The sequence below is a fragment of the Cutibacterium porci genome (genome assembly GCF_009696315.1).
Lineage (GTDB): Bacteria > Actinomycetota > Actinomycetes > Propionibacteriales > Propionibacteriaceae > Cutibacterium > Cutibacterium porci.
In genome coordinates this window covers 77,918-104,843 of sequence record NZ_VUMG01000001.1, presented here as the reverse complement: position 1 = coordinate 104,843, position 26,926 = coordinate 77,918, and the positions used below count along the sequence as shown (strand labels likewise).

Annotated in this window: 23 protein-coding genes; 12 read left to right on the top strand and 11 right to left on the bottom strand. The window is 60.5% G+C overall.

The features are described 5' to 3' along the window. Positions 1-9: 9 nt before the first annotated feature. Positions 10-498 (bottom strand): Cys-tRNA(Pro) deacylase, encoded by a 489-nt coding sequence (gene ybaK / locus FYJ43_RS00460; protein ID WP_154561029.1) that lies wholly within the window; start codon positions 496-498, stop codon positions 10-12. Beyond that, entirely contained in the window at positions 485-1,363 is an 879-nt protein-coding gene (locus tag FYJ43_RS00455) for an aminodeoxychorismate lyase (protein WP_154561027.1), read from the bottom strand. Before FYJ43_RS00455 ends, ybaK begins: the two co-directional genes overlap by 14 nt. A gap of 139 nt (positions 1,364-1,502) precedes the next feature. Between FYJ43_RS00455 and FYJ43_RS00450 the strand changes: the two genes are divergently transcribed. Together FYJ43_RS00450 and FYJ43_RS00445 are read left to right on the top strand one after the other, a co-directional pair. Continuing rightward, complete coding sequence (locus tag FYJ43_RS00450) at positions 1,503-2,150, top strand: TetR/AcrR family transcriptional regulator (RefSeq protein WP_154561025.1); 648 nt, start codon at positions 1,503-1,505, stop codon at positions 2,148-2,150. After that, the gene (locus tag FYJ43_RS00445) at positions 2,150-3,472 is read left to right on the top strand and encodes an MATE family efflux transporter (protein ID WP_154561023.1); all 1,323 of its coding nucleotides are present in this window, start codon (positions 2,150-2,152) and stop codon (positions 3,470-3,472) included. Before FYJ43_RS00450 ends, FYJ43_RS00445 begins: the two co-directional genes overlap by 1 nt. 49 nt (positions 3,473-3,521) lie before the next feature. Here FYJ43_RS00445 and FYJ43_RS00440 read toward each other — a convergent pair whose 3' ends face one another. The 3 genes from FYJ43_RS00440 to FYJ43_RS00430 all read right to left on the bottom strand — a co-directional run bounded on the left by FYJ43_RS00440 (position 3,522) and on the right by FYJ43_RS00430 (position 7,940). Further along, entirely contained in the window at positions 3,522-6,128 is a 2,607-nt protein-coding gene (locus FYJ43_RS00440; RefSeq protein WP_154561021.1) for an AAA family ATPase, read from the bottom strand. Then, entirely contained in the window at positions 6,125-7,306 is a 1,182-nt protein-coding gene (locus FYJ43_RS00435; protein WP_154561019.1) for a metallophosphoesterase family protein, read from the bottom strand. The genes FYJ43_RS00440 and FYJ43_RS00435 overlap by 4 nt, the downstream gene beginning before the upstream one ends. An 88-nt stretch (positions 7,307-7,394) precedes the next feature. Next, complete coding sequence (locus FYJ43_RS00430) at positions 7,395-7,940, bottom strand: YceI family protein (RefSeq protein ID WP_154561017.1); 546 nt, start codon at positions 7,938-7,940, stop codon at positions 7,395-7,397. A 139-nt stretch (positions 7,941-8,079) separates the two neighbouring features. Between FYJ43_RS00430 and FYJ43_RS00425 the strand changes: the two genes are divergently transcribed. Both FYJ43_RS00425 and FYJ43_RS00420 read left to right on the top strand, forming a co-directional pair. Then, positions 8,080-8,571, top strand: a complete 492-nt coding sequence (locus tag FYJ43_RS00425; protein ID WP_407643712.1) for a MarR family winged helix-turn-helix transcriptional regulator — start codon at positions 8,080-8,082, stop codon at positions 8,569-8,571. 92 nt (positions 8,572-8,663) lie between these two features. Continuing rightward, a complete protein-coding gene (locus tag FYJ43_RS00420) occupies positions 8,664-10,070 on the top strand; it encodes an amino acid permease (RefSeq protein ID WP_154561013.1) in 1,407 nt (468 codons plus the stop codon). Positions 10,071-10,072: 2 nt separating this feature from the next. On the opposite strand, the gene FYJ43_RS00415 is transcribed toward FYJ43_RS00420, so the two are convergent. Continuing rightward, complete coding sequence (locus tag FYJ43_RS00415) at positions 10,073-11,749, bottom strand: chloride channel protein (RefSeq protein WP_154561011.1); 1,677 nt, start codon at positions 11,747-11,749, stop codon at positions 10,073-10,075. Continuing rightward, the gene (locus FYJ43_RS00410; RefSeq protein WP_326833202.1) at positions 11,746-12,252 is read right to left on the bottom strand and encodes a MarR family winged helix-turn-helix transcriptional regulator; all 507 of its coding nucleotides are present in this window, start codon (positions 12,250-12,252) and stop codon (positions 11,746-11,748) included. The genes FYJ43_RS00415 and FYJ43_RS00410 overlap by 4 nt, the downstream gene beginning before the upstream one ends. Positions 12,253-12,327: 75 nt before the next feature. Here FYJ43_RS00410 and FYJ43_RS00405 point away from each other — a divergent pair, with 75 nt between their 5' ends. From FYJ43_RS00405 to FYJ43_RS00390, 4 genes are all read left to right on the top strand, one after another. Next, positions 12,328-13,293: a 2-hydroxyacid dehydrogenase gene (locus FYJ43_RS00405; protein ID WP_154561007.1), complete on the top strand. Its 966-nt coding sequence runs from the start codon at positions 12,328-12,330 to the stop codon at positions 13,291-13,293. Positions 13,294-13,708: 415 nt separating this feature from the next. Further along, positions 13,709-15,343, top strand: coding sequence for an anaerobic glycerol-3-phosphate dehydrogenase subunit GlpA (gene glpA, locus FYJ43_RS00400; protein WP_154561005.1), 1,635 nt, complete (start codon positions 13,709-13,711; stop codon positions 15,341-15,343). Beyond that, positions 15,340-16,683: a glycerol-3-phosphate dehydrogenase subunit GlpB gene (gene glpB / locus FYJ43_RS00395; RefSeq protein ID WP_326833201.1), complete on the top strand. Its 1,344-nt coding sequence runs from the start codon at positions 15,340-15,342 to the stop codon at positions 16,681-16,683. The genes glpA and glpB overlap by 4 nt, the downstream gene beginning before the upstream one ends. 2 nt (positions 16,684-16,685) lie before the next feature. Continuing rightward, positions 16,686-17,936 (top strand): anaerobic glycerol-3-phosphate dehydrogenase subunit C, encoded by a 1,251-nt coding sequence (locus FYJ43_RS00390; protein WP_154561003.1) that lies wholly within the window; start codon positions 16,686-16,688, stop codon positions 17,934-17,936. A 332-nt stretch (positions 17,937-18,268) separates the two neighbouring features. Here the strand turns inward: FYJ43_RS00390 and FYJ43_RS00385 are convergent, their stop codons facing one another. From FYJ43_RS00385 to dnaB, 4 genes are read right to left on the bottom strand one after another with little or no spacing between them, the layout of a single operon-like run. Next, entirely contained in the window at positions 18,269-18,868 is a 600-nt protein-coding gene (locus FYJ43_RS00385) for a DNA-3-methyladenine glycosylase (RefSeq protein WP_154561001.1), read from the bottom strand. Then, positions 18,865-19,182, bottom strand: coding sequence for a hypothetical protein (locus FYJ43_RS00380; RefSeq protein ID WP_154560999.1), 318 nt, complete (start codon positions 19,180-19,182; stop codon positions 18,865-18,867). Before FYJ43_RS00380 ends, FYJ43_RS00385 begins: the two co-directional genes overlap by 4 nt. Before the next feature lie 25 nt (positions 19,183-19,207). Then, positions 19,208-20,218 (bottom strand): zinc-binding alcohol dehydrogenase family protein, encoded by a 1,011-nt coding sequence (locus FYJ43_RS00375; RefSeq protein WP_154560997.1) that lies wholly within the window; start codon positions 20,216-20,218, stop codon positions 19,208-19,210. Positions 20,219-20,259: 41 nt separating this feature from the next. Further along, entirely contained in the window at positions 20,260-21,606 is a 1,347-nt protein-coding gene (gene dnaB, locus FYJ43_RS00370) for a replicative DNA helicase (RefSeq protein WP_154560995.1), read from the bottom strand. A gap of 602 nt (positions 21,607-22,208) precedes the next feature. Between dnaB and FYJ43_RS12395 the strand changes: the two genes are divergently transcribed. From FYJ43_RS12395 to FYJ43_RS00350, 4 genes are all read left to right on the top strand, one after another. Continuing rightward, complete coding sequence (locus FYJ43_RS12395; RefSeq protein ID WP_456064340.1) at positions 22,209-22,589, top strand: metal-sensitive transcriptional regulator; 381 nt, start codon at positions 22,209-22,211, stop codon at positions 22,587-22,589. 23 nt (positions 22,590-22,612) lie between these two features. Beyond that, a complete protein-coding gene (locus tag FYJ43_RS00360; protein ID WP_154560993.1) occupies positions 22,613-23,002 on the top strand; it encodes a heavy-metal-associated domain-containing protein in 390 nt (129 codons plus the stop codon). Between the two features lie 151 nt (positions 23,003-23,153). Then, positions 23,154-25,412 (top strand): heavy metal translocating P-type ATPase, encoded by a 2,259-nt coding sequence (locus FYJ43_RS00355; protein WP_154560991.1) that lies wholly within the window; start codon positions 23,154-23,156, stop codon positions 25,410-25,412. Positions 25,413-25,691: 279 nt separating this feature from the next. Continuing rightward, a complete protein-coding gene (locus tag FYJ43_RS00350; RefSeq protein WP_154560989.1) occupies positions 25,692-26,894 on the top strand; it encodes a septal ring lytic transglycosylase RlpA family protein in 1,203 nt (400 codons plus the stop codon). Positions 26,895-26,926: the final 32 nt, after the last annotated feature.

The following is a 26,926-nucleotide window of genomic DNA, read 5'->3' as shown; positions in this document are numbered from 1 at the left end:
AAACTGGCGTTAGCGGGCGATTTTCGCCGTTACTGCCCCGGTGACCGTCACCAAGTCAGACGGTGACAATTCCACCGACAGACCTCGACGCCCGCCCGAAACTAGTACTCGCGGCTGCCCGAGCACCGATTCGTCGATGCAGATGGGCAGCCGCTTTTTCTGTCCTAGGGGAGAAATTCCCCCAACGATGTACCCAGTCGCGCATCCTGCTGCCGCTGGGGTGGCCATGGCGGCTTTTTTCGCACCCATGACTGAGGCGAAGGCTTTGAGATCAACCTGGCGACTCACCGGAACAACGGCGACGGCAAGAGTGCCCGAAGGGGCCAGTTCGATAACTAGGGTCTTGAGCACGATTGACGGGTCAAAGCCGAGCTTCGTGGCACCCTCATCGCCGAAATGGTGGTTGGACGGATCGTGGTCATAGCTATGAAGGACGTGTGGGATTTTGGTCTTGGCGAGGATCTTGGTTGCCGCAGATGCGGAGTCAGTGACAGGCATCAAATCCCGCCCAGGTCCGCAACCGGCGCGTCATGTCCTCATCTTGGGCAAGTGGATGGCTGTCGACACTGAGAATGGGCGCGACGCCACGCACCGACGACAGCAGCCACGCTCCCTGGGCGCGTAGCAGCTCTGCGCTCTTTATGAGACGAGTAGAGGTCTTGAACCCTTCCTCATCAGCGGCGTCGAAGACAGTGCTGACCGTGATAGAGCTCAGGATGCCGGTGGCACCGGTGGGGGTCGTCCACAATCCATCTGCGGCCTCGATGATTAACCCGGAGGTTGGCCCTTCAAGCAGGTAACCGTCAGTTGAGGTGAAGATGACGTCGTCGGAGCCCTGGGATCGGGCATAGCGCAGGGCTGCCACGTTGACGGCGTAAGACAGGGTTTTGACACCGCCGAGAAGCCAGGGGGCGTCGGCGAAGGCTTCGCTTGTGACCCCGCGCGAGAGGCACAAGACATCGATCCCCTCCCGTTCCTCGATCGCGGTTTCGGAGAGGGGAGAGATGATGAGAAAGCCTCGGGGAGGCCCGGGGACAACCTGACGGCCGTTGGTGTACACGAGTTTAAGGGCCGCCTCGCCGGGGATACGCCAGGTGCGCGCTGCGTCGTCGATGAGGTGATGCCAGGAATCTAGGTCAGGGGTGGGGCCATCCACTCCTGCGATAGAGCGGGCGAACCGTGAGAGATGCTCGTCGAGGTGGTCGATGCGCGACGTTCCATCCTGGGCGGTCACGATACGGGTTGTGTCAAAGACGCCGTCCCCACGCACCAGTCCGAGGTCGTCTGCGTGGCACACCATGGTGGATGGCGGCACGACCCCTTCACCGAGGATGGCTAGCAGATATGGAACACTTGAATTCATGCGTTCAGCCTAGTTGAGTAATGGTTGGGTGGTTATAGGAGTGGTTATCCGAGGCCACGGAGATGTTGCGTATGGTTGGGCGTCAGCACTCAACCAGCCAGGTTGACGCCATACTACTAACGGACCGGGGGATCATTACATGACGCAGACGCATGGCTCGTCGCAGCCACGACAGGCCTACCATCACGGCCATCTTCATGAAGCCCTTGTGAAGGTGGGGTTGGAGATGGCTCGCAGCGGTGGCGCCGAGGCCGTTGTGCTCCGCGAAGCGACTCGCCGCGCGGGCGTATCACCCAACGCCGCCTATCGTCATTTCGCGAATCGCGAGGCGCTTCTCGACGAGGTGGGGTTCGCTGCTGCCGATCAAATCGGCACCGTGATGCGTGAAGCAGTATCTGAGGCCCAGGCCGTTGACGGTGAAACTGTCGCAGTTGCCCGGCTCGTGGCTGCCTGTCGTGCATATCTTGATTTCGTTTTGGCGGAGCCAGGGCTGTTCGATGTTGCGTTCCGCATCTCGGATGCAGGACTCGATGCGTGTAAAAAGGACCGATCGAAAGCACCAAATTTGCCTGGTTCAGTTATCCGGGACGTCCTTTCTGGTCCTGACGTGAGGCTTCCCGATCACGTTGATGTTGGCGGCCTCGTCATCCTGGTGTGGTCTGTGCTTCATGGCTTTGTGTCGCTGTCGACCTCGGGTCCTCTGCGTGGTGAGGAAACTCCACAACGAGCCGACCGGGTTCTCAATGTCATTCGTGAATCCCTGCGCGGCGCGATAGCCCGAGCCTGATGGTCCGAGGAGATCCGTCGGCCGGGTACCGTCAGATTCTGAATCTGGCGGTACCCGCTTTCTTGTCTCTCATCGCAGAGCCGCTGTTCCTTGTCGCAGACTCTGCGGTGGTCGGTCATCTGGGCACGGAGGAGTTGGCGGGGCTTGGCGTCGCTTCGGCAGCGTTGACGACGTTCACTGGGCTATTTGTTTTTCTCGCCTACGCGACGACGGCAACATCGTCGCGTCGGATGGGGGCGGGGGATCAGAGGGGAGCCGCCCAAACTGGTGTTGATGGCTTGTGGCTGTCTGTCATTATTGGCGTGCTCGTGGCGGTCATGCTGGTGGCTCTTCCGGTAACGGTGGCAGGGTGGTTTGGAGCTAGCGGTGCAGTCGCTGAACAGGCAGGACGATATTTGCGCATCACCGGTTTTGGGGTGCCCGCGATGCTCGCGACGATGGCGGTCACCGGTGTTCTGCGTGGGTTCCAAGATACCCGCACACCCCTCGTTGTGACTGTCGTCACTTTTAGTGCGAACCTGGTACTCAACGTGTGGTTTGTGATCGGCCTTGGCTGGGGCATCCAGGGGTCTGCTATTGGTACCCTCGTCTGCCAAATCGCCATGGCAGTGGCGTTGGTGTCGGTGTTGCGGGTACGGACTCGCGGTTTTGACTTGAGCTTAATGCCGCGCGGTATTACATCGAGCCTGCGTGACGGCATCCCGTTACTTATCCGCACCCTGGCGTTGCGTGCCGCTCTCTACGTGACGACCTGGGTTGCGGCCCGATCTGGAGCGATCACCATGGCGTCATATCAGGTGACTATGACGATATGGAATCTGCTGCTCATGGCCATGGACGCTTTGGGTATTGCCGGCCAAGCCCTGACCGGGGCGAGCCTCGGAGCTGGCGACACTCGCCGCACCAGGTCTCTGACCGCCACGATGACACGATGGGGGCTCATAGCCGGTGTCGTTGTAGGTGTCCTATTGCTGGCCTTCCATCAGCTACTTCCTGCGCTGTACACCGATGACCCTGCTGTCCACCGCGCGGTTGCCGCCGGGTTACTCGTGGTGGCGGCCCAGCAGATCGTTGCCGGGCCGACCTTCGTTCTTGACGGGGTGCTCATTGGGGCTGGCGACGGGCGGTGGCTGTCGGGTGCGCAGGTTGTCATGTTTCTGGTGTATCTACCAATGGTCTGGGCCGTTCACCTGTGGGCGCCGTCAGACCCTGCCGCTGCCGTTGTCTGGCTGTGGGTTGCCTTCAGCGGGTTCATGGTAGTGCGCTGCGTGATCCTGACGTGGCGTGCACATGGAGACGCCTGGATGAGGACCGGCGCCTGAGCGGGTTTCGCAGGCTCAGAAGCTAGGTCGGCCGGGGTGCCGGTGTCACTCAGTCAAAGTCAACGCGCTGTGCTCCCGGTACGGAGTCATACCTTTCCGGGGCGCTGGTGAACACCACGATCTGGCTCGTCCGGGCTCCTTGCGCGACTTCGCTGAGGATGTGCCTAACCCTGACAGGATCGGAATACACTAGGGCGTCGTCGAGGATCACCGGCACGCCATCGTCGGGGTCAATGAGCCGAGCGACAGCCAGCCGGACGACCAACCCCAGCTGCTCGCGAGCCCCTGACGACAACTGGTCCCATTCCAGTCGGGATCCATTGAGCTGACGTGCTACGACTGACAAGTCCGAATTGATCTCGACGTGGAGATCCTGACCGAAAACCCCGCGCCCAATGTGGTCGATTTGGGTAGTGAAGGGTGCTACGTAGGACTGCCGCACGCGTTCCAAGTGGGCTTTCAGAGTCTCGTACAGCAACTTGGCTGACCGCGCCCGTTGCTCCAACCCAGCCACCTGTCGGGCCAGCTGATGCTCCGTGACGGTAAGGGCGTCGACCTCGGCCTGCCGCTGCTGGCGCCCGAGTCCCTGCAACTGACCGCTGAGCTCGGCCTGACGACGGATGTTGTTCTCGAGGCGTTCGGTCGCTGTCTTCAGCGCGACCCGTGCGCCCTCAGCCTCGGTGTGAACCTGGTCAGGGTTGCGTTCCGCGAGTGCGGCCTGGGCACGATCGGCTTCGGCCCGCGCAACGAGATCCTGCTCCTGGGTGGTGGCGAGAGCCTCGGCGAGGGTCTGATCGCTGGTAACCTCGCGTGCAGCCGTCAGTTCCGTAGAGAGTCTGGTGGCCGTTTCATCAGACTTATCCATATCGACACGTGCCCGGAAAACCTTCTCGTGGGCCTCCCTATAACGCTCTTGCACGGCTTTGAGTCGCTCGTCAGCCTGACGCTGGGCGGTACGTGCTTTACTCGCTGCGGCGACAGCGTTCTCTTCTGACCTCTGAGCCTCCTCGACTGTCATGCTGACGGCGCCGGCGTCGCGCTCAGCCATGGCCTCAAGCTCACTGATGGTGGCCTCGCCCTGCGCCTGTTTAAGGCGTTCTTGCCAGGAGGAGATGCGGGTCTCCATGACCTTGCGTTCAGCTAGACGGGACTCTGCCTGCTCCAGACTCGTCACACCTAAGCTTTCGAGCTGGGACACCACGGCTTGGTGAGCCGTCTCGGCGTCTTGTCCCAAGGCCATGACCTCCGAAGTCGGGCAGATCCGTACTCGCCACGCGTCACCTATCTCCATGACGAGTTCGTCATCGACCCGGCGCTGACTCGTCTGACCTATCGGGACGTCGAGGTCGGCGCCGTCGATACGTAGCGGGACCTCGTCGGTGAGGTGCTCGACGGCAAGCTGTGGGCTAGCCATGGATGCTTTTTCGCGAGCAAGATCATCGGCCTTGACAGCTTTCCTTAGCGCTGAGAGTGCCTGGTCGTCCACCTTCTCGGCATCGAGACGCTGGCGTTCAGCTGCGATGCGCTCCTTGAGGTCCTTGATCAGGTCGAGTTGCTGCCGGGCCTTGGCTGACTTTTCACCAACCCGCGCTGCTACAAGGGTTTGCCGAGCCTCGGCTTCCGCTTTCTCAGCTTGTGCAACTGCCTTCTGAGTTTCATCGAGAGCCGATTGGGCGTCTTCTTGCTCTTCAACGACGCCTTGTACTAATGCCGATAGCTCTGAGGCCACCTTCCGGTAGCGTTCGTGCTCGCTCTGGGCTTGAGCACGATCGTCGATAAGTTTGACTCTCAACTCGTGAGCAGTCTGGGCTTCGGCGCGACGCTGCGCTGCCTCATCGGCGGTATGTCTCGTGGCCTCAACCTCTTTCTCAAGGTGGTCGAGGCTTGCTACAGCAGCCTCCGCTAGGTCGCAGTCAGTTTTCTTGCTGGCTACGACGGTCCGGTCGTAACTGATCTGCTCATTGATTCTGCTGAGGGAATCGACGACCTCGTCAACTTCAGCGAGCTTGTCTTGCGCTGTGGCGAGGTTACTGCGAACATCTTCGAGCTCGGCGCGACGTGCGGCAACGTTGCGACGTTCCGACCCCCCAGGCGTGAAGTACTTCTCGTATTCGACCCGGGCTCGCTCCATGAGCCCCCCGCCGGATCCCTCGTCGGGTTGCTGCCCGCCGGCCTGTTCCAAGGCCGCAGTGAGGGCTTGGGAAGAATTCAGCTGTAGGGGGGACAGGCCACTCGCCTGCATGAGGCGCAGAGCATCCCACAGCGTCCGATCTGTGCCGGATAACAGAGTCTCCATGGTCTCGACGGCCTCATCACCGGTGATGGTCTCGCCAGCGCGGGGCCCAGCAAGGAATTTCAGGGACGACTCCTTATCCTTGAGGAAGCACTTGCGGTGGATGAAGCGGTGATCACCGATCGTCATTTCGGCTTCGACGACCACCTGCAGCGATGTGCCGTACGGTTGGGCAGTCTTGACCCTGCGGGACCGTGACGAAGCCTTGGTGCCGGTATCGAGCAGCAGGTCGAGGGCTTCCACCATGGAGGTCTTGCCGACCTCGTTGCGGCCGGTTGCAATGACGATCCCGCAGTCGGGCAATTCGAGGGTACGATCGTCAATTGCTTTGAAATTCTCGACGTGTATGCGATGCAGCTTCATCGTGACACCCCCGTCGTCTGTGGTGCGGGCTCGGCACCGACTTCAGCGCTGACGAGACGGTGCAGCAACGTGAGCGCAGCGACGGCATCGTCACTGGTGGCGCACATGCCCGAAAGTTCGTCGGCGGCGTCTCGCACCCAGTTGGGCACATCAGCGTCAGCCAAGCTGACATCGTCACCAATCACGGTGAGATCGTGGCGGTTTTCGCTCGGTTCGATACTGGCGAAGACAGTCTCAAAATCAGCGATGATCTCGTCAAGCTCTGCCTTCTGCGAGATCGTGACCTGACCGTGGAGGTCGTAGCGAATAATGGTGCGATCCCGATGGTCGAAGGAGTTCAACGTGTCGCGCAGAGCGTTCAAGTCGGCCTCGTTGGCTACCTCCTGGCTCACCCGGGCATGCAACCAGGTGCCGACATCAACCGTCTGGCAGGTAAGGGGATCACTGAGGTCGACGATAACCGCAGTGCCGACACCCTCCTCGTTGAAACTCGTCGTCTCTTGTGTGCCGCTATACCGAATGGCGGCGTGATCATCGTTCAGGGGCCAGGCAATGTGACGGTCGCCCAACGCGACATAATTCAGCGCTCCTCGGGTAATCGCATCCTCGAGGGGTGCTCGCGAGATGAGGGCATCGCGAGTATCGCCTGATAATCCTTCAAGCTGGCCGTGTCCTACCAGGATGCGTGGTGTCTGGGTGGGCTCCAGGCTTTTCGCAAGCTCAGCCAGTGGATCGGTCGACGGGTGGCGGGTCGTCAGTGGAGCGGCGACGATTGTCGCGATGACGACGCTGTTTCCGTCAGTGACTTGGATCTCTGTCTGGTCTTTTAATACCCGGACGTTACCGGGGCAGTGCTGTGTGAATTCTGGTCTGTCCCAGAGGCAACCCGGTTCTAGGCTGTCGTGATTTCCGGGCAGGAGGTACACCGGCAGTTTAATGGAGGCCATGGCTTCACACGCGCGGGCAATGATTTGAGTGGAGACATTGTGGGTTTCGAAGACATCCCCGGCGACGATGACAAACTCGCAATCCTCCTGCCGGGCAACATCGCCCAGCCTGCGGACCGTCTCGATGCGATCGGCAGTAAACCGTGCCTGCGGGTCATCATCGCCGCGTTTGGATAAATAGTGCCGAGTCATCCCCAATTGCCAATCGGAGGTGTGAAGAAATCTCGTCATGGCACCAAGATAGGAAATGACTCGGACACTGATCAGCGACGGGTGTTCCGCCTATGTTCTGGCTAGTCAGCCTGCTGTTCGGTGAGGCTCAGTCCTGCTTGATCGCGCTGATCTCAATCTCCAACGTCACATCGTCAGAAACCAGCACGCCACCGGTCTCCAGAGCAGCATTCCACGTCAAGCCGAACTCCTTGCGGGAGATCTTGGTTCCGCCCTCAAAGCCAATACGAGTGTTTCCGGACGGATCGACGGCCTGTCCGCCAAATTCAAAGGGGATGGTCAGGGACTTCGTAATTCCCTTGATGGTGAGGTCCCCGGTGAGCTCGAGGGTGTTACCGCTGATCGCGGCGGAGGTGGAACGGAAGGTGATCGTCGGGAACTTGTCGGCATCGAGGAAGTCAGCGGACTTCACGTGAGCATCACGATCGGCGATACCGGTGGAAAAAGACGCAGCCTGGGCCGTCACCTCAACAGAGATGCTGGACGGGTTGGAACCATTCCCCGAAGCGGTGCCGGCGAAATCATTGAAGGATCCACGCACCTTGGTAACCATTGCGTGGCGCGTGATGAACCCGAGGCGGGAATGGGCGGCGTCGATGGTGAAGGTGCCGTTGACGGCGGTGATGTCGGTCATGTGATCTCCTGGTTTCCCAAAGTTGTAGGTTGATATGTCACCAACCATGTCACGGAAAGCGGGACGTGTCAACAAGAAAGGCCCCTGACGGCACCAGGAGCGGATGCCGCCCCTATACTCGGCAAACAAAGGAGGCACTGTGACCGAGGATTCCACCGTTTGGCTCGACGACCACCAGCAGCGCGTGTGGCGTCTATGGCTGGAAGTAACGACCACCCTGCCTGCCGTACTCAACCGCCAGTTATCGCGCGATTCCCAACTGTCAGTGCAGGACTTTGAGGTGCTCGTGCGCCTATCTGAGACCGACGGTGGCGAAATGAGAGTCGTCGCGTTGGCAGAGCACATGGGATGGGAGCGCTCTCGGCTCTCGCATCACCTTACGCGCATGGAGAAGCGACACCTCGTCGAGCGCCGCATCTGCTGCTCTGACGGTCGGGGGGCCATTATTCACCTCACCGATCAAGGTATGGAAGCTCTGAAGCAGGCGGCCCCTGGTCACGCTGCGCTGGTTCGGCGTGTCGTGTTTGGGGGGCTTGATTGCGGCCACCTCGACGATCTCGAAATCATCCTGACGCGCATCCGTCAAGGCCTCATTAACGAAGAGAAGACTAACTCCACAGACACCGACTGAGCTCACTTCGCGTCCCACCCAGGGAAACGTCCACACATGCCGGGCCCCACCACCCCTAACATCAGCTCCACCGACGCAGATGAGGAGCACATATGGCAGTAGCATCCACGGGCGTCCCGGCAGGATCCGGTGAACCCGCCACGAATCAGCCCCGAATGAAGGGCCGTCACCTGGTGATGATGAGCCTCGGATCGGCCATAGGTACTGGCCTGTTCGTTGGATCCGGCAAAGGCGTGGCTGCCGCCGGGCCAGCAACCCTAGTGGCATATATCGTTGCCGGCCTGCTTGTTATCGCCATCATGTACATGCTCGCAGAGATGGTTGCGACCCACCCCGATTCCGGGGCATTTTCGGTCTACACATCGCGGGCAATGGGTTCGGCGGCTGGGTTCGCGATGGGCTGGGTCTGGTGGATTGAGCTGGTCATCGTCGTGGCGGCCGAAGCGATTGCGGCGGCGTCGACCCTTGTCGCCATGTGGCCAATCGCCCCCGTCTGGTTGCTCACTTTCATCTTTCTCGTCGTTCTCACGGCGATTAATTTGCTGGGGGTCGACAGATTCGGTGAATTTGAGTTCTGGTTTGCTCTGCTCAAGGTGGTCGCTGTCGTGGTCTTCCTTGTCATCGGGGTGCTGCTTATCTGTGGAGTTCTGAAGGCTCCCGCCGCGGGAACGTCGAACCTTGTCGGCCACGGCGGTTTTCTGCCCAATGGGTGGTCCGGGGTAGCGACGGCCCTGCTTCTGGTTGCCTTCAGCTTCGGCGGCATCGAGATCATGGCGGTTGCCGCTGCCGAAACCGAAGACCCTGCCCATAACGTCTCCCGGGCTGTGCGCACTATCGTCTGGCGGATCCTGCTTTTCTACATGGGTTCCGTAGCCGTCATGGTGATTGCCGTGCCCTGGGACGATCCCAAGCTCAGCACGTCACCTTTCGTGGCCGTCCTGGACCGAGCCGGCATCCCAGCGGCCTCTGAAGTCATGACCCTGGTCATTGTGCTGGCCTTGCTGAGCTCCCTCAACGCCAACCTCTATGGGGCGGCCCGAATGCTTGGCTCGCTGGCTGAACGCGGTATGGCTCCACGGGTCGCCATGCGAACGAGGGGTCGCTCTGTGCCGACGGTCGCTGTGCTGGCTAGCGTGGCTTTTGGGTTCTGCTGTGTGCTAGCTACCTTCGAATGGGGTGACGCCGTACTCGGAACTCTGCTCAACGTCGTCGGCTCAACTATCATCGTCACCTACTTTTTCACCATCTGCTCTCAGTATGTGCTGCGCCGCCGGGCTGAGAAGGAGGGCAGCCCGCTACCGATGCGGCTGAAGGGGTTCCCGGTGGTGAATTGGGCGGCGATGACTCTGTTGGCAGCCATCGTCGTTCTTGGCATGTTTGCCCCCGATGTGCGCGCTCAGTTGCTGTCGACGGGGGCGCTCGTCGTCATTCTCTATCTCATTGGGGTGGGCTGGTCGCGTCACGCCGGACGTAGCCCGTTCCAGCCCACATTGGACTGAGCTCAGGCCGATGACGCTCCCGGATCGGTCGGCGATGTGGGAGATCGAGCGAGCAGGTCGCGCTTGCGGTCCTCGGCCCGAATGATCTCTGGGACGATCCGGGATTCGGCGTCGTGCTTATCGGGCGCTGATGAAGGAGCTGTTGCCGACGGGGATTGCGACCTCACGGTGTCCTGCCCAGACGGCTTCTCGATAACGGGGATAGAGCTAGCGGTGTCGTCGTGAGGCATGGGTTCAGACGGCTTTGTAATGCGCCCCGTGGCGTGGACGCGTCGGCCCTCCAAGCGGTCTTTGAGCTGGGAGGTATAGATCGACGTATCCCCGACGACTCGACCAGCGACGGCTACGGCGATCATGCCGGGAGCGAGCATTGACAGGTTCCCGGTCATCTCGCCAACCATGAGCAACATGCCGAGCGGCGCATGGGCGACCGAGCCGAAGCACGCGATCATGCCAACAATGACGAAACTCATCGGTGACGACGGGATGCCTGGCAGGCCCTCGAGGACGCGCCACAATGCCGCGCCGGTGGCTCCGCCAATGACCATGCCGGGGCCAAAAACCCCGCCAGAACCGCCAGATCCAATAGACAGGGTCGTCGAGAGGATCTTGGCGAACGGAATAGCCAGCACCATGAGTAACGGCATCCGCGTCAGGGTGTCAGCGAACATCTCTTGCTGCACTGAGCCATAACCGGTGCCCAGCGCAGCCGGGATGACGAGGCCTAGCAGTCCTACTCCCAGACCACCTATGGCCGGGACAAGCCAGCCGGGAACCGTATTGAGACGGCCAAAAAGCCTCGTGCCGCCGTAGAAGACCTTGACGTACAGCCTGCCCATAAGCCCTGCAGTTAGACCCAGCACGACAAACCAGATGAGTTGCAGGGGTTGGGAGAATTGCACGCCGTTGAGTGATCCGAAGATTGGCTCGAATCCGTACACCGATCCAAAGACCGCGAAGGCGACGATGGACGATACCAGCGAGGGCATGATCGCGTCGGATTCCATATCGTCTCGGTAGAGAAGCTCCGCGCCGAGCAGAGCACCGCCCAGCGGGGCACGGAAGATCGCACCGATGCCTGAGGCGGTGGCTGCCGAGACCGCAATCCGGGCGTCCGGGGTGGCGATCTTGAGTCTCTTGCACAGTGAGGAGATGACGGTGGCACTGATCTGGGCGGTCGGGCCCTCGCGTCCACCCGATCCGCCAGAACCTATGACCAGAGAAGACGCAATGATCTTGACCGCTGCCACCTTGCCCTTGAGGGCTGTCGGATCGTGATGGACGGCATGAATAGCGTTGTCAGTGCCGTGCCCTTTGGCGGTAGGTGCGACGAAGTACACCAGAATTCCCGAGACGAGAGCGCCGCCGGTAACGACGAGCGGGATAGCCCAGGGGCGGGTCAGTCCGGTCCCGGTGGTGCCACCGCCTTCTCCTAAGGTGCCTGGTGGGGTGTAGCCGCCCAACGTTTCGAGCAGCCAGTGGGTGCCAGTTTCTAGGCAGAAGAAAAAGATGATGGCACCGACACCCGAAACAATCCCGATGACTGTGCCCATGAGCAGCCAGCGGTTGAGGGAGTCTCGGAAGGCTTTTGGCCGGTGCGGGACCAAGGCGCGGCGCAGACGCCGGAGCCTCTTTGCCCATGCGGCCCGGGCGTCAGGATGGACGGCAGTTTCGGTCATTGCTGGCTGGAATCCTCTGCGCAGGAGCGGTTAGGAGTGCCGTGACCGCTGGCCTCGGCTGCTCGGGTAAATAAGGTCAATCCGGTGACGACGGTGTCGATCTCGTCGGGTTCGAGATGGCTGAGTAAGTCGACGAGTTGACGGCGACGATGCTCGTTGACGTCTTGGACGAGTGTCGTGCCGCGCTTCGTGAGGGACAGCACATTGGCGCGACGATCACCTGGGTCGGGTGAGCGGTCAACGAGTCCTCTGGCGACGAGACGCTCGACCATGCGGGCGATCGTTGATGAGTGAACATCGAGGTCACGAGCTAGGTCGACCCCGCGCGTCACACCGGCGTCGATGAGGACGAGGAGCCGGTATTGCGGTGCGCTGACGTCCTCGGCAAGTTCGGCGAGGGAGCGAGCTGCCACATCGACGAGTGCCCATGATGCGTGCAGAGCCGTTTCAACATCGGCGTGGTTGGGGATCAGCCTATTTGTTGCATCCTGCGACATCTGCACAGTGGAATTGTTGCACACTGCACTGATTTCGGCGACGCTCTGCGTGTAGGTGGTGTGGTCGCCTACAGTAAGGACATGGCCCGCATCATTGTCACCGCACCGCAGCTCATGTCCGTCGTCAACGGGGAACTTCCCGGCCACGAGGTCGTGGGCGGCGACCACTTCATGGATCGTCAGGAGCTATCCGATCAGATCGTTGACGCCGACGCTCTGCTCACGAGCCTGTCTGATCCCCTCGACGCCGAGATGATTGGCAGAGGCAAGAACCTTAAGGTCATCGGCCAGTGTGCCGCCGGCTTCAACAACATTGATCTTGACGCCGCTAAGCAGGCGGGGATTACCGTCACGTCGACCCCGGGCGTCCTTCATGAGGCCACCGCTGATCTCGCGTTCACTCTGCTATTGGAGGTCACTCGTCGTACCAGCGAGGCTGAGCGTTGGGTGCGTGCGGGCAAGGCCTGGCGCTACGACCACACCTTCATGTTGGGTGCGGGTTTGCAGGGCGCGACTCTCGGCATTGTCGGCCTGGGGCAGATCGGCGAGGCGATGGCTCGACGCGCCGCAGCATTCGGCATGAACGTGATCTACAACGCCCGTCATGACAAGGACGTCACGGCAATTGACGCCGTTAATCCCAATACTCAGCCCACTCGGCGCGTTGAACTCAGTGAGCTCTTCGCAACGTCCGACGTCGTCTCCTTGCACTGCCCCCTCACCGACAAGACTCACCACCTTGTTGACGCTGATGCCCTCGCTGCCATGAAGAAAACCGCCTACCTCGTCAATACCGCCCGCGGTGCCTGTGTTGACGAGGCTGCTCTGGTGAGCGCTCTCGCATCGGGTGAGATTGCCGGTGCTGGCCTGGACGTTTTCGAGGACGAGCCGACGATCAATGCGGACTTGCTGACGATGGAGAACGTTGTCGTGTTGCCTCACATTGGATCGGCTGCGCTACCGACTCGCGAAGCGATGAGTCGACTAGCTGCCCGCAATATCGCGAAGGTCCTTGATGGGAAGCCGGCTGAGACCCCGGTGGGGTGATCCGTTCGCTCACAGCGTCGATGCCATAGGCCTGGTTCTCCTTGACGTGCCGTCGTCAGGGGGAGCTGGGCCTAGTTGTGTTCGGTGGTGTGGAGGAGAGTACGCAATGGCGCGGTCGCAATTGTCTGAAAGGCCCTTGCCGTACCTATTTTGACGAGCTCGCTTTTATATTTAAGCAATAAACTGCTTGCTTAAATTACGTCTCTGTGGAGGCCAGATATGGCGAAAAAATCGCGTCATAACGCGGTTTGCACGTCTGTTCTGGGGGTTGTGCACGAACATGCACATAAGCCGTTTTCGGTGGTTGTTGCACATTGTTTTCCCTACTCTTGACGAGTACCTGGCAACGGTGGCGGGGCATCACGATCCCATAAGCCACCCCCCACACGCCGGATGGTTTCGAAGGGAGCATTCAATGAGGACCATGGACGCAGACGTCGTCGTCATCGGTGGCGGTGCCACCGGTGCGGGCGTCGTGCGGGACGTCGCGATGCGTGGATACCGCGCCGTTCTGTTGGACAAGGCCGACCTCGGCCAAGGAACCACCGGTCGTTATCACGGCCTGCTCCACTCCGGTGGGCGGTATGTCGTCTCGGATCCTGGATCGGCGACCGAGTGCGCTGAGGAAAACGCGATCGTCACCCGGATTCACGCTGATGCTGTCGAGAAGACCGGCGGCCTTTTCGTGGTGACCCCCGAGGATGACTTGGAGTTTTCCGATCAGTGGATTGAGGGAGCCAAGAAATCGAAGGTGCCCTTCGAAGAAATCTCCACTGCGGAGGCTCTACGCCGCGAGCCTCGACTGAACCCCGGCATTAAGCGTGCCTTCGCTGTTCAGGATGGCTCGGTTGACGGCTGGCAGATGGTGTGGGGTGCTGCTCATTCCGCCATGGAGTATGGCGCCAAGGTCATGACCTACACTGCCGTTACCGAGATCATTCGCGACGGCGACCAGATCACCGCTGTCGTCGCTCACGACCTGAAGCATGACGAGCAGATCCGTATCGACTGCAAGTTCGTCATCAACACCGCTGGCCCGTGGGCTGGACGAATCGCTGAGCTTGTTGGCTGCCATGACGTCGACGTCGTCGCAGGCCGCGGCATCATGATCGCCATGAACCACCGCCTGGTGAATACGGTAGTCAACCGCTGTATCTACCCCGCCGATGGTGATATTCTGGTGCCAGTGCATACTGTGTCGATTATCGGCACCACTGACGTTAAGGCTGATGACCCGGAGCGTCTAGCAATTCCTCGCAATGAGGTGCAGCAGATGCTCGATTCCGGCGAGGCTCTCGTGCCAGGATTCCGCGACGCTCGTGCGGTGCACGCCTGGGCCGGTGCCCGCCCGCTGTTCAAGGACAAGCGAGTCTCCTCCACCGACACCCGCCATATGTCCCGTGGTATGAGCATCCTCGACCACGGCTCTCGCGACGGCGTCAACGGCATTGTCTCCATTATTGGCGGCAAACTCACCACCTACCGTCTGATGGCTAAGAACGTCGTCGACGTCATGTGTGAGCAGCTTGGTGAGGACCGCCCTTGCCGCACCGCAGAAGAGGCTGTGCCCGGATCGACCGTCGGCAAGAATTACCTCATCACTCACCGTCTGGGTGAGAATGAGGAGCGTCGAGCCGGGACGGGCCTGGTCCGTGGCGGCGACCCGAAGTCCGTGCCGTCGTCGTCAAAGATCGACAACCAGATCATCTGTGAGTGCGAGCTCATGAGCCGCAAAATGTTCACCGATCTGTTGGCCGAGCAGCCCGATGCCACGTTCGACGACCTGCGTCGCCAGCTGCGTTTGGGCATGGGCCCCTGTCAGGGAGGTTTCTGCTCGATGCGCGCCACCGGTGTTGCCGTCGAGGAGGGCACCATTGACGCTGAGCGTGCCACTGGTCTGCTGCGTCTATTCCTCAAGAATCGCTGGATCGGTCTATGGCCGATTCTCTACGGCGAGCAGGTTCGTCAGACCGCCCTTGATGACTGGATCTTCCAAGGCACCTTCGACGTTGAGCACCTTCCCACCCCGCAGCAGGAGGTCGAGCTGTGAGCACCGCAACCGTTCCCACTACGTCGACCACTGCCGACCGTTTCAACGCTCAGCACGTCGTCGTCATTGGATCAGGTCTGGCTGGCCTGACCGCCGCTCTACGCCTGCGCCGCGGTGGCGCCCGGGTGACTCTCGTCACCAAGGGTGTCGGTGGCCTGCAGCTGGGTCAGGGCACCGTCGACATCCTGGGTTACACCCCGGATCGCGTCGAGAAACCCTACGAGGCTGTCAAGGAATTCTCGTCCAAGCACCCCGAGCATCCTTACGCCAAGATTGGTGTTGAGGCCGTCAAGGAGGGCATCGACTTCCTGCGCGAGGTTGCCGGGGAGTCCTACCTGCTCGGTGACGGGGAGACGACGATCAACTTGCCGACTGCCGTAGGTGCGATTCGTCCCACTGCTTTGGTTCCTCCGTCGATGATTCACGGCAATCTCAAAGACGGTGACAAGGTCGTCGTCATCGGGCTGGCCCAGTACAAGGACTTCCACGCCGGTCTTATCGCTCAGAACATCGCGCGTACCACGTTGCCCAGCGGTGGTCATGCTTCCGCTCGCGCCGTTGTGGTCGACTTTGAGCCCCGCGAAGGTGAGTACGACGCTACTGGTTTGGCGATCGCTCGGTCCCTCGACGATGCCCGTACCCGTCGGGTGCTGGCTGAGGGACTCAAGGGATTCGTCAATCCCGGTGAGATCGTCGCTGTGCCGGCTGTTCTCGGCATCGATAACCACAGCGAAGTCCTCGCCGACTTTAAGAGGATCCTTGGTGCCGAGGTTTTCGAGATCGCATCCCTGCCGCCCTGCGTGCCTGGTATGCGCCTCAACAACAAGCTCGTTGTGACCGCTAAGAATGAGCGTGTTGACTACGTGCTCGGTTCAAAGGTCACCGGCTGCAAGGTAGCTGACGGCAAGGTCGTCTCCGTGACGGTCGGAACTGCCGGGGCCGGTAAGGAGATTAAGGCTGACGCCGTCGTCCTCGCGGGTGGCGGTTTCGAGTCCGGCGCCGTCAAGCTTGACTCCCATGGTCATCTCCATGAGACCATCCTCGACCTGCCGGTCACCATGCCGGAAGGTCTGACGGAGGAGGACCTCGTTCACGGTGACTATTGGGGATCCCCACAGCCGCTCTTCCAGTGTGGTGTTGAGGTCGACGAGAACATGCTCGTGACGTACCAGGGCAAGCCTGTCCATTCCAATGTCTACGCCGCCGGCGGCGTGATCGCCGGTGCCACCAGGTGGCAGGAGAAGTCGGGCGAGGGCATCGCTCTCGGCTCGGCCATCAAGGCCGCCGATGCCATCCTGTCGTCGGTCGGGGCTGGAGCCGCGACCAAGGAAAGGAACTGATCATGGGTGTTATCGAGGAGACATTTGCCGGACACGAGGTCTCGCGCCAGTCGCTCGACGCCTGCGTCAAATGCACTATCTGCGAGACGATGTGCCCGGTTGCCAAGGCCACCCCGCTCTACACCGGGCCGAAGTACAACGGCCCGCAGGGCGAGCGTTATCGCGACGGAGCTTCCGTCGACCACTCCCTAGAGTGGTGTAACTTTTGCGGCATCTGCACGCTGCATTGTCCTCAGGGCGTAAAGATCGCCGAGCTCAATGAGCAGGCCGCTGCAAAAATGAAGCACCAAAACGGTGTTCCGCTGCGTGACCGCCTCATCCCGCTGACCACCCTTGAGGGGCGGGTGTTGTCCCCGATCGCTCCGCTGGCCAACTGGGGCCTTAAGCAGAAGCCGATTCGCATTGCCGTTGAAAAGATCATTAAGGTCCATCGTGACGCCCCAATGCCGACTGCTCAGACTGAGACTCTCAGCAAGTGGATGCGTCACCATAAGCCGGCTAAGCCAGCCACTAAGGGCCCCATCATCTTCTTCCAAGGTTGCGCTGGCGGCTATTTCGAGACCGAGACCTCCAAAAAGTCCATCGAGGTGCTTGAGCACCTGGGCTATGAAGTGCTCGTCCCGAAGCAAGGTTGCTGTGGCCTGGCGAAGCAGTCGAACGGCCTATTTGAGGGTGCTACCAAGGACATCCTCAGCCTGTGTGACAAGATCATCAGCCTCGGTAAGGGCCTGACGGTCGTGTCCTCGTCCGGTTCGTGTGTCGGCATGATTAAGCACGAAGCCCACGAGATTATGGGTGTTGACGATCCTCGGCTACACGACGTGTCGGTGCGCTCTCGGGATTTTTCTGAGTTCCTCATGGACGAGTACCGAAACGGTGAGCTCGACGCCTCTCAGTTCCGTCCGATTGACATCACGGTTCCTTACCACCAGCCGTGCCAGGTTAAGAGCCAGGGCATGGGATTCCCTGCGGTTCAGCTCATGGAGCTCATCCCGGGTGTCAAGGTGCTCGAATCTAACGAGCCGTGTTGTGGCATTGCTGGCACCTATGGCCTGAAAGCTGAACGCTACGAGGTTGCCCAGAAGATTGGTGCGGGCGTGTTCAAGCACATGCAGGACCACAACGAGGGCGTTGGAGTGTGTGATACCGAAACGTGCCGTTGGCAGATCTCCAAGTCCTCAGGCGTCAAAATTGTGCATCCGGTGTGGTTGCTGCATCACGCGCTCGGGCTGTCGGACAATCTGCTTGATTGATCGAAACCTGCTGAGCCCTACCGCTTTTCGATGGTGTGGGGCTTAGCTTCGCCGGACCTCCTGTGATCCGGAGCTGGCCGGGACCTGCTGTGGGGGCGGGTCCCGGCCTTTTCACGTGCCTGCGCTCGTGCTGGCTCTGGCCGTTGGGGTCGCAGCGGTTGGGTGTGTGGTGGTGTTGGTGTTCAAAAAATCCCGGTTCGGGGTGTGGCCGAGCACTGGAATGGCGCGACCCCCTGCCAGTCGGGGTTATTCGTCACTGAAGATGTGAGCCGAGGGGTGAGGCCACTGTGGGGTGATACTGCACGCGTTGAGGGAAGCGCCCGGTAGCAATCCTATTTTCGCGGGCCCGACACCGTGGGGTCCCCGGGAATCCACCACCGCCACGGCGCATCGGTGTTGCGGCTGATTCCAATCCGCGGCCCCTGACGGAATTCGGCAACCTGCGTTGCGAGCTCCAACCGCCATCGACTACTGATGCCTGCCTCGAGGGGCTGGCTTGCACGTGTCAGCCCCGTGATTATGCTCACCGACTCACCGGACTCTGTGAGGTCGGTACCCAGAGCTGACCCCATATTTCCGGGGCCGCAGGCATAGCGGTTCTCAGCAACATTCCCACGTCGGAGGCGTACGTCATCTTTCCCGGCTACGACGCGCCCGGCCCGTAGCAGTACGGCAGATGCCTCTCCCTCAGGAGAGCACACGAGGTTGACACAGCGGTGTATGCCATAGGACAAGTACACATATATATGGCCGGGTGGCCCAAACATGACGCGGGCCCTCGGAGTAGGCCCGCGGAATGCGTGGGAGGCAGGGTCATCTAGCCCCATATACGCCTCGACCTCGGTAAGGCGAATCCCGACTGGGCCGCGCCAGATTGTCGCTCCGAGCAAGAGCGGCGCGACCTCGGTGGCGGGAGCCGAGAGGTCGATCATTCTTTGGTGTCGCACAAAAAATGGCAGGCAGTACAGGTAGCGGCGGTCACGGTGATGACGGCTGGCCACGCGCCAATTTTCTTCGCTAATCCGTGGGAAGCGCCGAAGGCCGCGAGATAGGTAGCACCGAGCAGGCCGGCGACTGTAGGACCGCTTTTCGCGAGCCATGTTCGGCCAGCCCAGCAGCCAGCAGCCGCAAGGACAGCTCCACCCAGCGGCCGGATTCCGGTGGTGCGGGCGGTGAGCCATCCCCCGACGAGCCCGATGCCGACGACTTCGGCGGTATTGACGTCTTCTGCCTGGTTGAGCTTCATGATCCGAGTCTACGAGAGTATTGCGTCACACCGTGATGACAACCTTTCCGATCATGGCCCCAGACTCGACGGCCTCGGTGGCTTCACGCACATGCTGGGCTGTCAGACCCTCGATATGGCGGGTCATCGTCGGACGGATCTGCCCCCTCTCGACGAGGTCGGCGATGCTGGCGAGTGCCCTTCCTTGTTCGGCGATGTCAGGTGTCGCGAATTGCGGGCGGCTAAACATCGACTCGCTGGTCACCGTCAACGACTTCAGCTTGAAAGCCATGAGATCGAAGGAGTCCGTCCCGTCGATCATGACCAGATGCCCGAACGGCGCGATGACGTCAGCCAAGGTTGATGCCGGTGGTGTGTAGGCCGAGAGGACGCCGTCAAATCCAGCAATACCGAGCTCTTGCATCTGCGGGGCGAGGGGTTCGCGGTGGTCAATAATCCCGGTAGCTCCCATATCCTGGCACCACTGTGCGCTTTCTGGGCGCGAGGAGGTCGCCACGACCGGTCCCCTGGTGATAGCGCGAGCTAGCTGGATGGCTGCCGATCCGACGCCGCCTGCCCCGCCAATCATGAGGAAGGCCTTGTCACTTCGCTTCGTGGGGGTGCCCAGACGGATGTGGTCGATAAGGGCTTGCCACGCCGTCAGGCCAGTGAGCGGTAGAGATGCGGCCTCGGCGATGGACAATGACGGCGGGCGCTTTGAGACGATCCGTGAATCAACCAGGGTGAATTGAGAATAGGTGCCGGGGCGATCGCGGTTCCCGGAGTGCCACACCTGGTCACCGATTCTGAAGTCACTGACTTCTGATCCGACGGCACGCACGATGGAGGCGGCGTCAAACCCCAGCACGCGCGGATGCGAGAGCGTCCCAGCACCCTTGCGCAATTTGATGTCGATGGGGTTGATCGACACGGCCTGGACTTCTACCAGGAGGTCGTGCGGACCCGGCTCGGGGATCGGCAGGTCAATGTCAACGAAGCACTCAGGATCAGAAACCGGGAGGGGGCCGGTGATGGCGACGGCATGCATGCTTTCCATGACCCCACGGTAGTGCCGACTGGGTTAATTGGGTACAGCTATCAGCGCTGCATGTCGACGAAGCGCGAGTAGTGGCCTTGGAAGACTACCGGCACGGTCCGCGTCGGCCCATTGCGGTGCTTGGCGACGATGATGTCGGCCTCGCCTGCCCGGGGCGACTCCTTGTCGTAGACGTCTTCTCGGTGCAGCAGAATAACGACGTCGGCGTCCTGTTCCAGGGAGCCGGATTCGCGTAGGTCGCTCATCATGGGTTTCTTGTCGTTGCGCTGCTCGGGGCCACGGTTGAGCTGGGAAAGGGCTACAACGGGGATTTCAAGCTCTTTAGCCAGCAATTTGATCTGGCGGGAGAATTCCGAAACCTCTAACTGGCGTGACTCTACTTTCTTCCCAGACGTCATGAGCTGCATATAGTCGATGACGACGAGCTTGAGGTCGAATTTCTGCTTCATTCTGCGGGCTTTGGCGCGAATTTCCATCATCGTTAGGTTGGGAGAGTCATCAATGAATAATGGCGCCGACGAGATCTGCGTTGTTTTATCGACCATCCGTTGCCAATCTTCTTCGGACAGGCGTCCCGCGCGCATCCGTGACAGCTCGATCCCGGCTTCGGCAGATAGTAATCTCATAACGATCTCGTTGCGTCCCATCTCTAGGCTGAAGATGGCAGCCGCGAGATGGTTCTTGATTGCTGCGGCGCGGGCAAAGTCGAGAGCGAGAGTAGATTTTCCCATGGCCGGACGGGCGGCGACGATAATCATCTGACCGGGCATGAATCCATTGGTGAGTTCGTCGAGATCGGTAAATCCAGTAGGAATACCGGCCATCGCGTCACCGCGAGCCTCAATAGCCTCAAGCTCATCAAAAGCACTCTCGAATAATTCCGACAGTGGATGGTATTCTTCGCTGGTTTTGCGTGTAGAGACGTCGTAGAGGGTCTGTTGAGCAGCATCGACGATGTCGGCGACTTCTCCTTGTCCTTGATAACCCATCTGGGCGATGCGAATCGATGCTTCGACGAGACGGCGGAGAACAGCTTTATCGGCAACAATTTTCGCGTAGTAGGCCGCATTCGCGGTGACGGTGACATTTGTGAGCAGCTCGGCCAGGTACAGGCGTCCGCCAGCTCGCTCGAGCTCGCCGCGGCGATCCAGTTCATCGGCAGTGGTGACGGTGTCGGCAGGATCACCACGGCCGTAGAGGTCGGTAATGGTGTTGAAGATGAGTTCGTGGGCAGGGCGATAAAAATCGACACCCCTAATCTCTTCGACGACGTCAGCGATGGCGTCCTTGGAGGACAGCATGGCACCCAGTACGGACTTCTCGGCGTCGATGTCCTGAGGAGGGTTACGGTCCAAGGAAGGGCCGGGTTCGGCGGGTGCGCTAGACATAGCGTCTCCTTCACGGCTGACGGGCGTGGTTCATGTGTCGGGGTGTTCGTCACCAGGGTGGCGTCCACGTTCCCACGCGGATCTGACAATCCGAGGCGGCGGGCAGTCGCATGGCATCACGATGTCTATGACGCCACGTGGGCCCGACACTCTTCCGGGCGGGAGTGTGCCACGTTTTCCAACTCTTTGCAGACGGGTTATCCACAGGGCCTGTGGGTAATGCTGAGTTGGGTGTGGACTGTTTGGGGACAACGTGTGGATAACTCGGTAGATCGGGGGATATACCGTGGAATACTATCCAGTAAATGCAGTATGACTAGGTATGATAACTGCGGTGTGAGATATTGGACGAAGTTTTCTGGCGTGTCGTAGCAGCGGCGGTACTCACCGTGGATGTGTACAAGTTGAGCTCGAGCATGATGAAGGCACCATCCAACAACGTCTTATCCACAGGGGGTGTGGATAAGGGTGATGACGTCCGGGGTAGGGCAGATGGTTCGCGAGACTGGTTGTAGGCGGGCGGACGTGGCCTGAATCTATGGCGCGTCATACCCTTGCGTGGGATACCCCCTCGGGGTATGTTGTGACGCAGAGGAGGATGCATGACCAACTCGGATGACGGCTGCTGTGCCCCTGATCGTATGGACCAGGACGCCTCGGTGTCTGGTGAGACCTGCAAGGCGTGTGGTTGTAGCCACCCCCAGCATGGATATCTAGGGCATAAGGACGTGCACCTGCGCCGACTCAAACGGATCGAGGGGCAGGTGCGTGGACTGGAACGGATGGTCGATGAGGAGAAGTACTGCATCGACATTTTGACCCAGATCTCGGCAGTCACCTCGGCTCTCAAATCGGTCTCCTTGGAACTGCTCGCTGAGCATATGAGCCATTGTGTCGCTCGTGCGGCACAAGCGGGCGGGCAGGAAGCCGAAGACAAGATTGCCGAGGCCAATCAGGCCATTGCTCGCCTCGTTAAAGCCTGACGACAAGCACACATGGAGGAAAAATGAACAAGACATACACCATCAATGGCATGACCTGTGAGCACTGCGTCAAGGCTATTACCGAAGAAGTTTCGGCCCTTGACGGCGTCGATAACGTCACGGTGTCCCTGGAATCCGGTTCCATGACGATCGACTCGGCTGAGGAGATTCCCTTTGGCAAAGTCGCCGATGCCGTTGACGAGGCTGGTGAGTACACCGTCGCCGAAGCTGCCTCCCTCGACACTGCGGGGCACCCGGGTGGTCAGTGTGGTTGTGGTGGTCATGGCCACGCTGAGAAGAAGGCTGAGGGCTGTGGCTGCGGCTGTGGGGGTCACCATCACTCCGACGCCGCCGCTAAGCATGCTGCCCATGCCGGCCAGGGTGGTTGCGGCTGCGGCGGACACCACGCCTGAGTCAATGGGGCTCGGGTTCTGACCGCATAGCGCCGTCAGAACCCGACCCCCGACGTTAGCTTTCCCTACAGCCCACCGGCCTCCGGGCTGGCTGAAGCTGCCGGTAGCCCCGGTGCTACGGACTCCGATGGGTCGTCCAGGAAGGAAATATATGTCCACCCTTACTCATCACAATGCCCCATCTGAGCTGAAGGATGCGACGGAACCTACCGCCGTCGACCTCGACATCACGGGCATGAGTTGCGCATCGTGCGCTGCTCGCATCGCTAAGAAGCTCAACAAAGTTGATGGAGTCCAGGCAACCGTCAATTACGCCACCAACAAGGCCCATGTCCTCACTACCAGGCCGATTAAGGTCGATGATCTCATTGGGGTAGTCGAGGCGGCTGGCTACGGGGCGAGTATCCCCACGCCGGCCGCACCCGCCGAGGACCACGCGGCGAAAATTCGCACCAGACTCATCGTCGCCGTCATTCTCGCGGTGCCGGTGATGCTGCTCTCGATGATTCCCGCTCTACAGTTCGACGGCTGGCAGTGGTTGGCTCTGGCCCTTAGCCTCCCGGTTGTTTTGTGGTGCGGGGAAGGATTCCATCGCGCCGCCTGGACGAACCTTCGGCATGGCGCAACCTCAATGGACACCCTTATTAGCCTCGGATCTTTGGTCTCGCTGGGGTGGTCTGTGTGGGCGCTGGTGTGGGGCAATGCCGGACATATCGGCATGCGCCACCGCATGACGTGGGCTTTAGAGCGCACAGATCCATCGTCCTCCCTATATCTAGAGGCATCGGTCGGCGTCATCACGTTCATTCTCATTGGGCGATGGATTGAGGCCCGCAATCGTGCCGAGGCCGGATCTGCCCTACAGGCGCTGTTACGGATGGGCGCCAAGTCGGTGCGCGTCATCCGCGATGGTCACGAGATCACCCTCCCGATCGAGGCCCTGACAGTAGGGGACCGCTTTGTGGTGCGTCCTGGGGAGAAAGTTGCCACCGATGGCCGGGTGGTTGAGGGGAATTCGGCGATTGACGCCTCCCTCGTTACCGGCGAATCATTGCCGGTCGAGGTGACAATCGGCGACGAGGTCGTCGGTGCCACCGTGAACACCTCTGGAAGGCTTGTGGTAGAGGCGACTGCTGTCGGTTCAGATACTGAGCTGTCTCGCATCGCTTCCCTTGTTGAGGCTGCTCAGACGAGTCGCTCTAAGACGCAAGATCTCGCCGACAAGGTCTCGTCCATTTTTGTGCCGACAGTTTTGATCATTTCGGCTCTGACGATGATCGTGTGGGCAGCATTGGGCCAGGGTGTTACGGCGGCCTTCACAGCTGGCGTGGCGGTGCTCATTATTGCTTGCCCCTGCGCGCTGGGCCTGGCAACCCCCATGGCCCTGCTTGCCGGTACGGGGCGCGGTGCCCGGCTAGGAGTCGTGATTAAGGGTGCGGGGTCTCTCGAGAGGGCTCGGGGCATCGGCGTCATGGCGATGGATAAGACCGGTACCCTCACCACCGGACGGATGGCTGTCGTCGCGGTGTGGGATGAGTCTGGACGTGCGGTGAACATTTCTGACAGCTCACCCGCACTCGCCGTCACTGCAGCGCTTGAGGCTGGGTCGGAGCATCCCATTTCGCGGGCTGTCGTTGAGGCGTGCCCGGGTGTAGCCCCCGCCGAGAATTTCCAGGCCCTGCCTGGTCTCGGGGTGAGTGGGGTCGTGGATGGGCTGCCAGCCAAGGCTGGGCGGGTGTCACTTTTTGATGCGATCCCCGACGCGTTGTCGAAAAATGTCGAGCAAGCCCAGGCTGAGGGCCGCACGGTGCTCGTAGTGGCGCGAGGTGACGAAATTCTCGGTGCCATCGCGGTAAGCGACGAAATTAAACCGGAGGCTGGTGTTGCAGTGCGGCGGATGCTCCAAGCGGGTGTGCGCCCGGTTCTGGTAACTGGTGATAATTCTGGCGCTGCGTCCCGGGTGGCGTCAGAATTGGGCATCGCCGAGGTGATGAGCGATGTCATGCCTGCCGACAAGGTTGACGTTGTCACGAGGCTGCGCGGTGACGGCACCCGCGTCGCGATGATGGGGGATGGGGTTAATGACGCTGCTGCCCTGCAAGCGGCAGATTTGGGCATAGCCATGGGTACTGGCACTGACGTCGCTATCGCCGCTAGCGACATCATCTGTACCCGGGGAGATCCACGGTTGGCGGTTGATGCATTGTCCCTCGCTCATGCCACGGACCGCACGATTCGCCAGAACTTGTTTTGGGCATTTGCCTACAACGTGGTTGCAATTCCGGTTGCTGCGGTGGGGTTGCTGAGCCCGGTGATCGCTGCCGCGGCGATGGCTTTCAGCTCGATCTTTGTTGTTACAAACTCGATGAGGCTCGTGAGGTGGAGTCCTGAGACGAGTGATCCACGCTGAGGGCGCGGGGCGACGTGGCCGGGGGCGGAAAACCGTCAAAAATGGCGCTACGGCGCGGTTTTGATCCCGATTGGCGGCTTCGTTAGCGTCGGTGTGGCCTCCGCTATCCATACGTCAGAGACGAGCGAATCTTAAGTTTCTCAGCAAATCTTTGGATTCTCTGGATGATCTGTTCTATGGTATTGGCCGTGCTTCCCACCGGAGGCGCATTGGCGCGTGCCAGCGTGGCTGACGCCGATCCCCGTCCGGGCTCCGAGCCCCCGATACTGAAGTGGTCGAATGTCGAAAGTTGTAGCTTCCGCGATTGCTGGGGCCCTCAGCCTCACCTCGGCTGGCGGTCTGACGATGGTTCAGGCGCTTGATCGGGACACCGTGACCTTCTCTGTGGATGGGGTCTCCCAGCAGGCAAAGGTCAAGCCGGGCACGGTTAAGCAGGCCCTCGCTCAGCAGGGGATTACAGTTGGCCCTCACGACGACGTGCAGCCCTCGCTGGACTCTGAGATTCACGATGGGCAGGTCATCACCGTCAACTACGGCCGCCGCGTCGTGGTCACTATCGATGGCAAAAAGGTTGTCCGTTGGACGACAGCCAAAAACGTGTCCGAAGTCTTGGAGCAGCTAAACCAGTCGGATCCTGACAACCTTGTATCGGTGTCGCGCTCGCTAGATATCTCGCGGGCCGGGCTGTCGTTCTCCATGCAGACGGCCAAGCATGTTACGGTCACCGTCGCTGGCAAGACTCAGACGGTGACCGCGGTCGGAACTGTTGCCGATGCCTTCAAGGCAGCCAAGGTTGATGTTGACTCCAACGATATCGTCAACCCCGGTTTTGGTACCCCACTTGCCGACGGCATGAAAATCAGCCTGACGATGGTCGACCAGAAGACGCAGAAGCGTCGCGTCTCTGTGCCGTTCGCAACGAAGAAGGTCAAGGATTCCGCCCTGGCTAAGGGCGAGACCGAGATCACCGTTAAGGGTGTCAACGGCATTAACGAGGAGACGTGGACTGCCGTCTTCAAAGACGGCAAGAAGGTGTCCGAGAAGAAAGTCTCGAGCAAGGTCGTTAAGGCCCCTGTGGCCCAGGTCGTCAAAGTTGGTACGAGGACGTCTGATCCATCGAGTTCGACGTCATCCTCCTCGAGGCGATCGAGTTCGGGATCATCAGCCTCTCAGGCTTCCTCCTCGAATCCGGTGACCAGTGGCACCACCTGTGTAGCGTCGACTTATGGCGAGGGTGACGGTACTGCGGGTGGCCCCACTGCCTCCGGTGAGACCTTCAACCCATCGGCGTTTACCGCTGCGTCGAGGACTCTTCCGCTCGGATCGACCATCCGCGTCACGAACGTCAACAATGGCCGGACGGTGACCGTGCGGATTAACGATCGCGGCCCCTACGTCGGGGGTCGGTGCCTTGACCTGTCGACGGCTGCGATGAATGCCATCGCTCCCGGAGAGGGTCTAGTGACCGTCCGCTACAGCTGATTCAGCCCGAGTGGGTGCCGGTCGTGCCGGCG

Excerpts from the sequence above, each read along its gene's own strand:
- ybaK (WP_154561029.1), bottom strand. The coding sequence starts at position 498 with ATGCCTGTCACTGACTCCGCATCTGCGGCAACCAAGATCCTCGCCAAG.
- FYJ43_RS00455 (WP_154561027.1), bottom strand. The coding sequence starts at position 1,363 with ATGAATTCAAGTGTTCCATATCTGCTAGCCATCCTCGGTGAAGGGGTC.
- FYJ43_RS00450 (WP_154561025.1), top strand. The coding sequence starts at position 1,503 with ATGACGCAGACGCATGGCTCGTCGCAGCCACGACAGGCCTACCATCAC.
- FYJ43_RS00445 (WP_154561023.1), top strand. The coding sequence starts at position 2,150 with ATGGTCCGAGGAGATCCGTCGGCCGGGTACCGTCAGATTCTGAATCTG.
- FYJ43_RS00440 (WP_154561021.1), bottom strand. The coding sequence starts at position 6,128 with ATGAAGCTGCATCGCATACACGTCGAGAATTTCAAAGCAATTGACGAT.
- FYJ43_RS00435 (WP_154561019.1), bottom strand. The coding sequence starts at position 7,306 with ATGACGAGATTTCTTCACACCTCCGATTGGCAATTGGGGATGACTCGG.
- FYJ43_RS00430 (WP_154561017.1), bottom strand. The coding sequence starts at position 7,940 with ATGACCGACATCACCGCCGTCAACGGCACCTTCACCATCGACGCCGCC.
- FYJ43_RS00420 (WP_154561013.1), top strand. The coding sequence starts at position 8,664 with ATGGCAGTAGCATCCACGGGCGTCCCGGCAGGATCCGGTGAACCCGCC.
- FYJ43_RS00415 (WP_154561011.1), bottom strand. The coding sequence starts at position 11,749 with ATGACCGAAACTGCCGTCCATCCTGACGCCCGGGCCGCATGGGCAAAG.
- FYJ43_RS00405 (WP_154561007.1), top strand. The coding sequence starts at position 12,328 with ATGGCCCGCATCATTGTCACCGCACCGCAGCTCATGTCCGTCGTCAAC.
- glpA (WP_154561005.1), top strand. The coding sequence starts at position 13,709 with ATGAGGACCATGGACGCAGACGTCGTCGTCATCGGTGGCGGTGCCACC.
- FYJ43_RS00390 (WP_154561003.1), top strand. The coding sequence starts at position 16,686 with ATGGGTGTTATCGAGGAGACATTTGCCGGACACGAGGTCTCGCGCCAG.
- FYJ43_RS00385 (WP_154561001.1), bottom strand. The coding sequence starts at position 18,868 with ATGATCGACCTCTCGGCTCCCGCCACCGAGGTCGCGCCGCTCTTGCTC.
- FYJ43_RS00380 (WP_154560999.1), bottom strand. The coding sequence starts at position 19,182 with ATGAAGCTCAACCAGGCAGAAGACGTCAATACCGCCGAAGTCGTCGGC.
- FYJ43_RS00375 (WP_154560997.1), bottom strand. The coding sequence starts at position 20,218 with ATGGAAAGCATGCATGCCGTCGCCATCACCGGCCCCCTCCCGGTTTCT.
- dnaB (WP_154560995.1), bottom strand. The coding sequence starts at position 21,606 with ATGTCTAGCGCACCCGCCGAACCCGGCCCTTCCTTGGACCGTAACCCT.
- FYJ43_RS12395 (WP_456064340.1), top strand. The coding sequence starts at position 22,209 with ATGACCAACTCGGATGACGGCTGCTGTGCCCCTGATCGTATGGACCAG.
- FYJ43_RS00360 (WP_154560993.1), top strand. The coding sequence starts at position 22,613 with ATGAACAAGACATACACCATCAATGGCATGACCTGTGAGCACTGCGTC.
- FYJ43_RS00355 (WP_154560991.1), top strand. The coding sequence starts at position 23,154 with ATGTCCACCCTTACTCATCACAATGCCCCATCTGAGCTGAAGGATGCG.
- FYJ43_RS00350 (WP_154560989.1), top strand. The coding sequence starts at position 25,692 with ATGTCGAAAGTTGTAGCTTCCGCGATTGCTGGGGCCCTCAGCCTCACC.